Raw genomic sequence first — 10,458 nt, forward strand, 5'->3', positions numbered from 1 at the left:
TGGCGATCAACCAGTCCCAGGGCGCCGATGGCGTTCGGGTCTACCCGGAGGATGAGCCATGCCATTCGACGAAAGCCCCGCAGTCCGCCGCATAAACGCCCTCTGCTCCCCCGCGCCAGCACGCTACCTGCACATTCCCACCGGCATTCACTGGGTCGTCATCGACAGCCTGGGCAATGTCCTGCAACTCGAAAACATCGAGCGCCGGCGCCGACTGATAACCGTTTCTGACCTCGATAGCGAGACCTGGAGAAAGCTCCCATGACCGAATCAAAGATTTGCACCTGCCCTTCCGGCGATGGCTCCCTCCGCCATCCCTGCCCGGCACATCCTGCGGTAGAGCAGGCAGGCGGGGATGAGCGCGACTTCCAGGCAAAGGGCGCACAGGAGGTTCCATCGCCAGTCTCAAAAGAGTATGACCGACATTTGATCGGTCTTTTGCGTAAAGGTGAGGCACTTCCTGGCCACCAGGAGGAGGCCGCTGACGAGATCGAGCGCCTGCGCGATTGGAATGATCACCTGAACAACACCGTTCTACCCAACATACTCAATCCAAATTTCCTGATGCTCATGAAGGGTGGCGAGAGGCTGCTTGACCTGTGCACGAAGGACGGCAAGTTCATTGGCGTATCGCTGAATGACATGAAGGACGTGTTTGATTGGATGGTCACGCACGCTCGAATTGCACCTGATCACGCCGCCCTGGCGCAACCCTCCCCGGCGTCGGACCTCGACCCGCTCAACCTAGCCCCGCATGCGGAAGCGTTCAACGAAGCTCCCGATGAAGCTCTCAGGCCTGAGCAGGCAGAGGCGGAGCGGCCGGAGGTTGTGGCGTGGCAATACCGCGTCACCGCAGGACCGCAAACTGGCTGGAGTCTCTGGCACCCAGGAAAAGGCGAGGAGTTCGAACGCTCCTACACCGTCGAACGCCGGCCGCTTATGACCATCGCCCAGCATGAGTGCATCGTCGGGGAACTGCGGGCGGTGATAGCCCAGCTCCGCCAGCACAAGAACGATTACATGGATTCCGGCCAGGAAACCTACCGAGCCTTGCAGAACGAAATCCGGGAACGGGAAGCGGAAATTGCTCGTCTTGATGGTCTGGTTTCGGGCCGCATGGCAGAGCGCGACGCCGCCCTGGCCAGGGTCGCGGAGGTGGAGGCGAAGCTGGCCGATCTGGAGAAGCAGGAGCCGTTCTACTACTTCGCCGACTGCGACGATACCGACCACTCGGGCCTTCACAACACGCTGGGCGATGCCCTGACACAGGTCGCCGACCACGGCGGGAGCGTGGTCGAGCTGTACCGGAAGCCGCCCGCCCAGGCTCAGCACAGCGTGCCGGTAGCGCGAGAGCAGTTGGAGCGGCTGGTTCGAATTCTCGACGCCCACAACTACGCAAAAGATGCTGAAGCACTAATGGCTCTGCTCGCCGCCGCGCCCGGCAAAGAAGTGCCGCAGGCCTGGCTCGACGTGCAGGCAGAGCGCCGCCGGCAAGTGGAGGCCGAGGGCTGGACGCCGGAGCACGACGACGAGCACGCCGATGGACAGATGGCCCGCGCCGCCGCCTGCTACGCCCTGGCCGGCTCCAGCGCTCCGAACGATGGAACCGCCGCCCTGCTGGTGTCGCTGGCATGGCCCTGGGATGAACAGTGGTGGAAGCCGAGTACCGCACGACGCGACCTGGTAAAGGCCTGCGCCCTGGCGCTGGCCGAGATCGAACGTCTCGACCGGGCATGCATATCGCAAAGTCCCCAGCCGGGAGCCACCACGGCCTCTTCCTGAGGCCAGTCCCGGCTGGGGCGAGAATCCTAACACTCAATTTCGGTCCCGGGCGATCGCCTGGGCGGAGAGGCATTGCCCATGGAAACCCCATCTGAGTTCCTCTCGAAGGAGGAGTTGGAGGCCATGATCGGCGCCAAGTCATCGAAAAAACAGGTCGAGTGGCTGGCATCTCATGGCTGGAAGTACGAATTGAATGCTGCGCAGCGACCCGTCGTCGGGCGGATCTATGCCCGCCTGCGGCTGGCCGGAGTGAAACCGAACGGAACGGTCGCTGTACAGGAACCGTGGACGCTGGATCTGTCGAAGGTGAGTTGAAATGCGGCCGAAGCAGCCGAAGAACAGGGATCTCCCACCCCGGATGATTCGCCGGACCAGGAAGCTGAAAGGAGGGAAATTGTGGGTTGGATACTACTACGACGGCCGCGGCGAGGATGGAAAGAGGAAGGAAATCCCGCTCGGCACCGACCTGGACCTGGCAAAGCTGGAGTGGGCGCGGCTGGATGCCAGTCCGGCTCCGAAGACCCTGCGCAAATGGGGTGACGTGTTCGACCGGTACGAAAAAGAGATCATCCCCGGGAAAGCGCCACGCACCCAGAAAGACAACCTCCTCTCGCTGACGCAACTGCGAAAGGCGTTTTCAGAAGCGCCGGTCGAGGCGCTCACCCCCCAAGTGCTGGCACAGTACCGGGACAAGCGGTCCGCGAAGGTTCGGGCGAACAGGGAGCTCTCCCTCTTCTCCCACATTTTCAACATCGCCAGGGAGTGGGGGATCGTCACGACTGAAAACCCGGTGAAGGGGGTTCGCAAGAACCGCGAGACGCCGCGCGACTTCTACGCCAGGGCCGAGGTCTGGAACGCGGTATACGGCGCGGCTCCACCGGAACTCCGCGACGCAATGGACCTCGCCTATCTCACCGCCCAGCGGCCGAGCGACGTACTGATCATTCGGGAGGCGGACATTCAGGATGGGCACCTGCAGATCGCCCAGGGCAAGACGTCGAAGAAGTTGCGCATCATGCTCGATGTCGACGGCAGCCCGACGGCGCTTGGAGAACTCGTTGCGCGGCTGTGCGAGCAGCGGCGCCAGCGCGGCGTAGCCGGCCCGTACCTGATCACTACGCCCGATGGGCGCCGGATGACATCCTCCATGCTGCGCATTCGCTTTGACGAGGCACGGTCGGCCGCCGCCGGCGCGGCGCTTGAGGACCTCGACGAGACGCTGGCCACCGCAATCCGTCAGTTCCAGTTCCGGGACATCCGCCCGAAAGCAGCCTCAGAAATTGCTGACTTGGGCCGGGCATCCAGGCTGCTTGGACACACCGACAAGCGCATCACCGAGACCGTCTATCGTCGCGTCGGCGAGATCGTGGAGCCAACGAAGTAAGGAAGAGTTGCGGAAATGACAGATATGTTGCGGAAATGGTCAACGTCTCCGCGCAGCGGTAGGGAGACGATCCAGAAATGCAAAAGCCCCGGCTCACGGGGCTTTTAGCGATGAAATGGCGGAGGTGTAGAGATTCGAACTCTAGGATAGGTCTCCCCATCGACGGTTTTCAAGACCGTTGCCTTAAACCACTCGGCCACACCTCCGCATCGCGGGGCGCCATAGTACCGGATAGCAACACACTGTCAAACTCTATCGATTGGCCCTGGCAGAGGCTTTGCTATCATGCCCATCAGTACGTCATGGACCCGTTCCCGTTAAGGAGTACCCACACCATGCAAGAACAGCAATATCAGCTGAACTCCGCCGTCGCGGAACAGCGTGAAGTCAGCGGCGTTCTGCGCAATACCTACGGCCTGCTGGCACTCACCCTGGCCTTCAGCGGCCTGGTGGCCTACGTTTCGCAGCAGATGCGCCTGCCCTATCCGAACGTGTTCGTGGTGCTGATCGGCTTCTACGGCCTGTTCTTCCTCACCGTGAAGCTGCGCAACAGCGCCTGGGGCCTGGTCAGCACTTTCGCCCTGACCGGCTTCATGGGCTACACGCTCGGCCCGATCCTCAACATGTACCTCGGCCTGCCCAACGGCGGCAGCGTCATCACTTCGGCGTTCGCCATGACCGCCCTGGTGTTCTTCGGCCTGTCCGCCTATGTGCTGACCACCCGCAAGGACATGAGCTTCCTGTCCGGCTTCATCACCGCCGGCTTCTTCGTCCTGCTGGGCGCCGTGCTGGTATCGCTGTTCTTCCAGATCAGCGGCCTGCAACTGGCGATCAGCGCCGGCTTCGTCCTGTTCTCCTCGGCGATGATCCTCTACCAGACCAGCGCGATCATCCACGGCGGCGAACGCAACTACATCATGGCCACCATCAGCCTGTACGTGTCGATCTACAACCTGTTCATCAGCCTGCTGCAGATCTTCGGCATCGCCGGCGGCGACGACTGATAGAAAGCGCCTCCGAAAAAGCCCGTCCCCGCGACGGGCTTTTTCATTTGCGGACCGGCAAAACACAGGCATTGGTTTATCATTCGAAGAAATCCTTCGCGTATCGCAGCATGAAATTCGCCATCGCCCTATTCGACCCTCCCCACTCCCCCGCCGCCCGCCGCGCGCTGCGCTTCAGCGAAGCCGCGCTGGCCGGCGGGCACGAAATCGTCCGCCTGTTCTTCTACCAGGACGGCGTGCACAGCGCCTCGGCCAACGTCGTGAGCGGCCAGGACGAGTTCGACCTGCCCGCCGCCTGGCGCGAGTTGGTCGAGCGCAACGGCCTGGACGCCGTGGTCTGCATCGCCGCCGCCCTGCGCCGCGGCGTGCTGAACGCCGAGGAAGCCGAACGCTACGGCCGTCCCGGCGCCAACCTCGGCGCGCCATGGGAACTGTCCGGACTCGGCCAGTTGCACGAGGCGGCGCAAAGCGCGGACCGCCTGGTCTGCTTCGGAGGCGACCGATGAGCCAGTCGCTGCTGATCATCAGCCGCCAGTCGCCCTGGTCCGGCCCGAGCGCCCGCGAGGCGCTGGACATAGCCCTGGCCGGCGGCGCCTTCGATCTACCGGTCGGCATGCTGTTCCTCGACGACGGCGCGTTCCAGCTGGCTCCCGGCCAGCATCCTGCGCACCTGCAGCAGAAGGACCTGCAGGCCAACCTGCAGGCCCTGCCGATGTTCGGCGTGGACGACCTCTACGTCTCGGCCCGCAGCCTGCGCGAGCGTGGCCTGGCTGAAGAGCGCCTGGCCCTCGCGGTCGAGGTGCTCGACGACCAGGCCCTGCGCGACCTGCTGCAACGCTACGACCAGGTGATTACCCTCTGATGGCCACGACCCTCCACGTACTGTCCCGCTCGCCGTTCAATGACGGCCGCCTGGGCAGTTGCCTGTACCTGCTCAACCCCGGCGACGGCCTGCTGCTCTGCGGCGACGCCGTGCACGCCCTGCTGGCCGGCAGCCACGCCTGCCAGGCTCTGGAACTGATGCCGGCGGAAATCGAACTGTTCGCCCTGCTGGAAGACCTCCAGGCGCGCGGTATCGAGGACGTCCCCGCTCGCCTGGTGGCGGTGGACTACCCCGGCTTCGTCGAACTCGCCACCCGCTTCGACAAGGTCAACAGTTGGCTATGACGCTCCTTACGCTGGAAGGCCGGGAAATCCGGCTGGACAAGGACGGCTACCTCGCCGCTCTCGACGATTGGTCGGAGCCGGTGGCGGAAGCCCTGGCCGCCCGCGAGGAGCTGGCCCTGACCGCCGAGCACTGGGAGATTCTCCAACTGCTCCGCGAGTTCTATGCGAAGTTCCAGCTGTCTCCGGCCAACCGCCCGCTGATCAAGTACGTCGCCCAGCGACTGGGTCCGGACAAGGGCAACAGCCTGCACCTCAACCACCTGTTCAAGGGCGCCCCGGCCAAGCTTGGCGCGAAGCTGGCCGGCCTGCCGAAACCGAGCAACTGTCTATGACTCTCTCGACTCCCGCCGAACATCCGTTCGCCCAGTTCGTCCGCATCCTCGGCAAAGGCAAGCGCGGAGCGCGCAGCCTGACCCGGGAGGAAGCCCGCGAGGCCCTCGGCATGATCCTCGACGGCAGGGTCGAGGACACCCAGCTGGGCGCCTTCCTCATGCTCCTGCGGCACAAGGAGGAAAGCAGCGAGGAACTGGCCGGTTTCACCGAGGCGGTGCGCGAGCGCCTGCAAGTCCCGTCCTTGCGCGTCGACCTCGACTGGCCCAGTTACGCCGGCAAGAAGCGCCACCTGCCCTGGTACCTGCTGGCCGCCAAGTGCCTGGCCGGCCATGGCGTGCGCATCCTCATGCACGGCGGCGGCGCGCATACCGCCGGACGCCTGTACAGCGAACAGTTGCTGGCGGCGCTGGAGATCCCGCTCTGCCACGACTGGCTGCAGGTAGAACAGGCCCTGGAGCGCGGCCACCTGGCGTTCATTCCGCTCGGCGCCTGGATGCCGGTGCTGCAACGTATGATCGATCTGCGCAATACCCTCGGTCTGCGCTCGCCGATCCATTCGCTGGTTCGCCTGCTCAACCCCCTGAATGCGGATTGCATCCTGCAGAGCATCTTCCACCCCGGTTACCAGGAAACCCACCGCGAGGCCAGCCGCCTGCTCGGCGACCGGGCCATCGTCATCAAGGGCGAAGGCGGCGAGATCGAAGTCAACCCGGACGTCGTCGCCCACCTGTATGGTTGCGACCAGGGCGAAGCCTGGGACGAGGAATGGCCGGCATTGTCGACGCACCGGCACATGAAGCCGGAACAGCTCGACCCGGGTTTCCTTCGGGCCGTCTGGGACGGCCGCGAAGGCGACGCCTATGGCCACCTGGCGGTGCTCTCCAGCATGGCCCTGGCGCTACGGGCCCTTGGCAAGAATCGCGAAGAAGCCTTCAAGGAAGCCGCACACTACTGGGCGACCCGAAACGAATCGATCTGATCGATACGAATAGCCCTTTATTTATATAAATTTATCGATCGACCGACACTAGACTGTTCCTCCAACGACGTATGGAGGAACCCGCTCATGGGACAGTTGATCGATGGCCGCTGGCACGACCAGTGGTATGACACACAGAAAGACGGCCGCTTCCAGCGCGAAAACGCCCAGCGCCGCCATTGGCTGGGCGAGCCGGCGTTCCCCGCCGAGGGCGGGCGCTACCATCTCTATGTCTCGCTGGCCTGCCCCTGGGCCCATCGGACCCTGATCGTGCGCAAGCTGAAGGGGCTGGAGTCGCTGGTGGATGTTTCGGTGGTCAGTTGGCTGATGCGCGAGAACGGCTGGACCTTCGACCCCGCCCACGGCTCCACCGGCGATCGCCTCGACGGCCTGGCCTTTCTGCACCAGCGCTACACCCGCGACGACCCGCACTACAGCGGCCGGGTCACGGTGCCGCTGCTGTGGGACAAGCGGGCGCAGAAGATCGTCAACAACGAATCAGCCGATATCGTCCGCATCTTCAACAGCGCCTTCGACGCCATCGGCGCCAACGCGCTGGACTTCTACCCGGAGCCGCTGCGCGAGGAGATCGAACGCCTCAACGGACGCATCTATCCTGCGGTCAACAACGGCGTGTACCGTGCCGGCTTCGCCACTCGCCAGGACGCCTACGAGGAGGCCTTCGTCCAGTTGTTCGAGGAGCTGGACTACCTGGAAGGCTTGCTCGGCGAACGCCGCTACCTGGCCGGCGAATACCTGACCGAGGCCGATATCCGCCTGTTCACCACCCTGGTGCGCTTCGATGCGGTGTACCACGGACACTTCAAGTGCAACCTGCGGCGCATCGAAGACTACCCGAATCTCTCCGGCTGGTTGCGCGAGCTGTACCAACGCCCGGGCATCGGCGAGACAGTGGACTTCGAACATATCAAGGGGCACTACTACGCCAGCCACCGCACCATCAACCCGACCGGGATAGTACCGCTGGGCCCGCGTCTCGACCTGGCGCGCGCGCCAGGCCGGGAACGACTTCCCGGCAAGGGCATCTGGGGAGAAGGCTGAAGGCTCAGGCGTCCTCGCGGGCGCCTTCGAACCAGGCCAGCTTGTCGCGCAGTTGCACGACTTCGCCGACGATCACCAGGGTCGGCGCATGCACTTCGTGCTCGGCCACCAGTTGCGGCAGGTTTTCCAGGGTTCCGGTGAATACCCGCTGCTGGGCGGTGGTCCCCTGCTGGATCAGCGCCGCCGGGGTCTGTGCGGAGCGACCGTGGGCAACCAGTTGCTCGCAGATCACCGGCAATCCCACCAGGCCCATGTAGAACACCAGGGTCTGGCCAGGCGCTACCAGGTCCTGCCACGGCAGGTCGGTGGTGCCGTCCTTCAGATGACCGGTGACGAAACGAACCGATTGCGCATGATCGCGATGAGTCAGTGGAATCCCGGCGTAGGCCGCGCAGCCGCTGGCCGCGGTGATTCCCGGCACGACCTGGAAAGGTATGCCGTGGGCAGCCAGTTCGTCGATTTCCTCACCGCCGCGGCCGAAGATGAATGGGTCGCCGCCCTTCAGGCGCAACACGCGTTTGCCCTGGCTGGCCAGCTCCACCAGCAGGCGGTTGATCCGATCCTGCGGCACCGCATGTTCGGCGCGGCGCTTGCCGACGTACAGACGTTCGGCATCGCGGCGGCATAATTCGAGGATCGAAGGCGCCACCAGGCGATCGTAGAGCACCACGTCGGCCTGCTGCATCAGGCGCAGGGCACGGAACGTCAGCAGGTCCGGATCCCCCGGCCCGGCCCCGACCAGATATACCTCGCCCGTGGCTATGTGCGCGAGGCCACCGGCCAGGCGCTCTTCCAGGAGACGCTCGGCTTCCGCCGGGCGGCCGGCCAGGACACGTTCGGCGATCTCGCCCTGGAACAGGTTTTCCCAGAACACCCGGCGCTGCTGCAGGTCGGGTAGCAATTCCTTGACCCGGTGGCGGAAGCGGCTGGCGAGTCCGGCCAGTTGCCCGTAGGTCGAGGGAATCCAGGTTTCCAGCTTGGCCCGGATCAGCCGCGCCAGCACGGGTGCGTCGCCGCCGCTGGAGACCGCCACCACCAGCGGCGAACGGTCGACGATAGCCGGGAAGATCACGCTGCACAGGGCCGGCGCGTCCACCACGTTGACCGGTATCCCGCGCGCATTGGCCGCTCGCGACACCTCGGCGTTCAGCGGTTCGTCGTCGGTGGCGGCGATGATCAGGGCGCAGCCGGGCTGGTCGCCGTCCTGGTAGTCGCGTTCGAGCAGCTCGCCGCCGCCCTGCTCCACCAGATGCCGCAGTTCGATGTGGATCTGCGGCGCGACCACGCGCAGGCGCGCGCCGGCGTCGGCCAGCAGGCGCGCCTTGCGCAGGGCGACTTCGCCGCCGCCGACCACCAGCGCGAGGCGCCCTTGCAAGGAGTGGAACAGCGGCAGGAAATCCATGTCAGCCGATCACCTCGATGCCAGCCATGTAGGGCTTGAGGACTTCCGGCACACGGATCGAGCCGTCCGCCTGCTGGTAGTTCTCCAGTACCGCCACCAGGGTGCGACCGACGGCCAGGCCGGAGCCGTTGAGGGTGTGCACCAGCTCGGGCTTGCCGGTTTCCGGATTGCGGTAGCGGGCCTGCATGCGCCGGGCCTGGAAGTCGCCGCAGTTGGAGCAGGAGGAAATCTCGCGGTACTTGTCCTGGCTGGGAACCCAGACTTCCAGGTCGTAGGTCTTGGTCGCACCGAAGCCCATGTCGCCGGTGCACAGCGCCAGCACCCGATACGGCAACTCGAGCAGTTGCAGGACGCGCTCGGCGTTGGCGGTCAGGCCTTCCAGCGCCTCGTAGGAAGTGGCCGGATCGACGATCTGCACCATCTCCACCTTGTCGAACTGATGCTGACGGATCATGCCGCGGGTATCGCGCCCGGAGGCACCGGCCTCGCTGCGGAAGCACGGGGTATGGGCGACGAACTTCAGCGGCAATTGCTTGGCGTCGAGGATCTGCCCGGAGACGATGTTGGTCAGCGAAACCTCGGCGGTCGGGATCAGGTAGAGGTCAGCTTCGCCGTCGCGGCCGATCTTGAACAGATCCTCCTCGAACTTCGGCAACTGGCCGGTGCCTTGCAGCGCCGGAGCCTGGACGAGATAGGGGGTGTAGGCCTCCTCGTAGCCATGCTCGGCGGTATGCAGGTTGATCATGAACTGCGCCAGGGCGCGATGCAGGCGGGCGATCGGGCCGCGCATGAGGGCGAAGCGCGCGCCGGAAAGCTTGGCGGCGGTCTCGAAATCCAGCCAGCCGTGCCGTTCACCGAGGGCGACATGGTCCTTGACCTCGAAATCGAAGGTCTTCGGCGTGCCCCAGCGACGCACTTCGACGTTGGCGTCCTCGTCGGCACCGACCGGCACCGACTCGTGCGGCAGGTTGGGAATGCCCAGCAGCATGGCATCCAGTTCGCCCTGGATGGCGTCCAACTGGCGCTTGCCTTCCTCCAGTTCGGAGCCCATGCGGTCGACATCGGCCAGCAGCGGCGCGATGTCCTCGCCACGCTGCTTGGCCTGGCCGATCGCCTTGGAGCGCGCGTTGCGCTCGGCCTGCAGTTGCTCGGTACGGGTCTGTACCGACTTGCGCTGCTCTTCCAGCGCTTCGATGCGCGCGACATCCAATTGGAAGCCACGGGTGGCCAGGCGGGCAGCCACTTCTTGCGGCTGGGTGCGTACCAGTTTGGGATCGAGCATGCTCTTTTCTCGTCTCGTGTCGGTTATCGGCGGTTCGTGGCCCGGTTGGCGCTTCGCCGGCCC

At 64.8% G+C, this 10,458-nt stretch carries 13 protein-coding genes and 1 tRNA gene; 11 read left to right on the plus strand and 3 right to left on the minus strand.

Going from position 1 to position 10,458, the window contains the following annotated elements:
* The first annotated feature begins 58 nt into the window (after positions 1–58).
* From AC4OR5_RS19990 to AC4OR5_RS20005, 4 genes are all read left to right on the plus strand, one after another.
* Positions 59–265, plus strand: a complete 207-nt coding sequence (locus AC4OR5_RS19990; protein WP_031299590.1) for a hypothetical protein — start codon at positions 59–61, stop codon at positions 263–265.
* Positions 262–1,782 (plus strand): hypothetical protein, encoded by a 1,521-nt coding sequence (locus AC4OR5_RS19995; RefSeq protein ID WP_116271284.1) that lies wholly within the window; start codon positions 262–264, stop codon positions 1,780–1,782. The genes AC4OR5_RS19990 and AC4OR5_RS19995 overlap by 4 nt, the downstream gene beginning before the upstream one ends.
* A 78-nt stretch (positions 1,783–1,860) precedes the next feature.
* Complete coding sequence (locus AC4OR5_RS20000) at positions 1,861–2,097, plus strand: DUF4224 domain-containing protein (RefSeq protein WP_003116724.1); 237 nt, start codon at positions 1,861–1,863, stop codon at positions 2,095–2,097.
* Position 2,098: 1 nt separating this feature from the next.
* Positions 2,099–3,166: a tyrosine-type recombinase/integrase gene (locus AC4OR5_RS20005; RefSeq protein ID WP_016852955.1), complete on the plus strand. Its 1,068-nt coding sequence runs from the start codon at positions 2,099–2,101 to the stop codon at positions 3,164–3,166.
* A gap of 116 nt (positions 3,167–3,282) precedes the next feature.
* Here AC4OR5_RS20005 and AC4OR5_RS20010 read toward each other — a convergent pair.
* A tRNA-Ser gene (locus AC4OR5_RS20010) sits at positions 3,283–3,372 on the minus strand.
* A 129-nt stretch (positions 3,373–3,501) separates the two neighbouring features.
* On the opposite strand from AC4OR5_RS20010, the gene AC4OR5_RS20015 reads away from it, so the two are divergent.
* The 7 genes from AC4OR5_RS20015 to AC4OR5_RS20045 all read left to right on the plus strand — a co-directional run bounded on the left by AC4OR5_RS20015 (position 3,502) and on the right by AC4OR5_RS20045 (position 7,711).
* A complete protein-coding gene (locus AC4OR5_RS20015) occupies positions 3,502–4,170 on the plus strand; it encodes a Bax inhibitor-1/YccA family protein (protein WP_003090386.1) in 669 nt (222 codons plus the stop codon).
* Positions 4,171–4,280: 110 nt separating this feature from the next.
* Entirely contained in the window at positions 4,281–4,676 is a 396-nt protein-coding gene (gene tusD / locus AC4OR5_RS20020) for a sulfurtransferase complex subunit TusD (protein WP_003090387.1), read from the plus strand.
* Positions 4,673–5,032, plus strand: coding sequence for a sulfurtransferase complex subunit TusC (gene tusC / locus AC4OR5_RS20025; protein WP_003090389.1), 360 nt, complete (start codon positions 4,673–4,675; stop codon positions 5,030–5,032). Before tusD ends, tusC begins: the two co-directional genes overlap by 4 nt.
* Positions 5,032–5,337 carry a sulfurtransferase complex subunit TusB gene (tusB, locus tag AC4OR5_RS20030; RefSeq protein WP_003090391.1) on the plus strand — a complete coding sequence of 102 codons (306 nt, stop codon included), beginning with the start codon at positions 5,032–5,034 and terminating at the stop codon, positions 5,335–5,337. The genes tusC and tusB overlap by 1 nt, the downstream gene beginning before the upstream one ends.
* Positions 5,334–5,669 carry a TusE/DsrC/DsvC family sulfur relay protein gene (locus AC4OR5_RS20035; RefSeq protein WP_021264897.1) on the plus strand — a complete coding sequence of 112 codons (336 nt, stop codon included), beginning with the start codon at positions 5,334–5,336 and terminating at the stop codon, positions 5,667–5,669. The genes tusB and AC4OR5_RS20035 overlap by 4 nt, the downstream gene beginning before the upstream one ends.
* Complete coding sequence (locus AC4OR5_RS20040; RefSeq protein WP_003108776.1) at positions 5,666–6,649, plus strand: glycosyl transferase family protein; 984 nt, start codon at positions 5,666–5,668, stop codon at positions 6,647–6,649. Before AC4OR5_RS20035 ends, AC4OR5_RS20040 begins: the two co-directional genes overlap by 4 nt.
* An 87-nt stretch (positions 6,650–6,736) precedes the next feature.
* Positions 6,737–7,711, plus strand: coding sequence for a glutathione S-transferase family protein (locus AC4OR5_RS20045; protein WP_003108775.1), 975 nt, complete (start codon positions 6,737–6,739; stop codon positions 7,709–7,711).
* Between the two features lie 4 nt (positions 7,712–7,715).
* Here AC4OR5_RS20045 and cysG read toward each other — a convergent pair whose 3' ends face one another.
* Together cysG and serS are read right to left on the minus strand one after the other, a co-directional pair.
* Positions 7,716–9,113, minus strand: a complete 1,398-nt coding sequence (gene cysG, locus AC4OR5_RS20050; RefSeq protein ID WP_003108773.1) for a siroheme synthase CysG — start codon at positions 9,111–9,113, stop codon at positions 7,716–7,718.
* A gap of 1 nt (position 9,114) precedes the next feature.
* Entirely contained in the window at positions 9,115–10,395 is a 1,281-nt protein-coding gene (gene serS / locus AC4OR5_RS20055; RefSeq protein ID WP_003097631.1) for a serine--tRNA ligase, read from the minus strand.
* Positions 10,396–10,458: the final 63 nt, after the last annotated feature.

The sequence above is a fragment of the Pseudomonas sp. YA1 genome (genome assembly GCF_058680555.1).

Bases quoted from the DNA above. Each gene is read 5' to 3' on its own strand.
- AC4OR5_RS19990 (WP_031299590.1), top strand. From the start codon at position 59: ATGCCATTCGACGAAAGCCCCGCAGTCCGCCGCATAAACGCCCTCTGC.
- AC4OR5_RS19995 (WP_116271284.1), top strand. From the start codon at position 262: ATGACCGAATCAAAGATTTGCACCTGCCCTTCCGGCGATGGCTCCCTC.
- AC4OR5_RS20035 (WP_021264897.1), top strand. From the start codon at position 5,334: ATGACGCTCCTTACGCTGGAAGGCCGGGAAATCCGGCTGGACAAGGAC.
- AC4OR5_RS20000 (WP_003116724.1), top strand. From the start codon at position 1,861: ATGGAAACCCCATCTGAGTTCCTCTCGAAGGAGGAGTTGGAGGCCATG.
- AC4OR5_RS20015 (WP_003090386.1), top strand. From the start codon at position 3,502: ATGCAAGAACAGCAATATCAGCTGAACTCCGCCGTCGCGGAACAGCGT.
- AC4OR5_RS20005 (WP_016852955.1), top strand. From the start codon at position 2,099: ATGCGGCCGAAGCAGCCGAAGAACAGGGATCTCCCACCCCGGATGATT.
- serS (WP_003097631.1), bottom strand. From the start codon at position 10,395: ATGCTCGATCCCAAACTGGTACGCACCCAGCCGCAAGAAGTGGCTGCC.
- cysG (WP_003108773.1), bottom strand. From the start codon at position 9,113: ATGGATTTCCTGCCGCTGTTCCACTCCTTGCAAGGGCGCCTCGCGCTG.
- AC4OR5_RS20040 (WP_003108776.1), top strand. From the start codon at position 5,666: ATGACTCTCTCGACTCCCGCCGAACATCCGTTCGCCCAGTTCGTCCGC.
- AC4OR5_RS20045 (WP_003108775.1), top strand. From the start codon at position 6,737: ATGGGACAGTTGATCGATGGCCGCTGGCACGACCAGTGGTATGACACA.
- tusC (WP_003090389.1), top strand. From the start codon at position 4,673: ATGAGCCAGTCGCTGCTGATCATCAGCCGCCAGTCGCCCTGGTCCGGC.
- tusD (WP_003090387.1), top strand. From the start codon at position 4,281: ATGAAATTCGCCATCGCCCTATTCGACCCTCCCCACTCCCCCGCCGCC.
- tusB (WP_003090391.1), top strand. From the start codon at position 5,032: ATGGCCACGACCCTCCACGTACTGTCCCGCTCGCCGTTCAATGACGGC.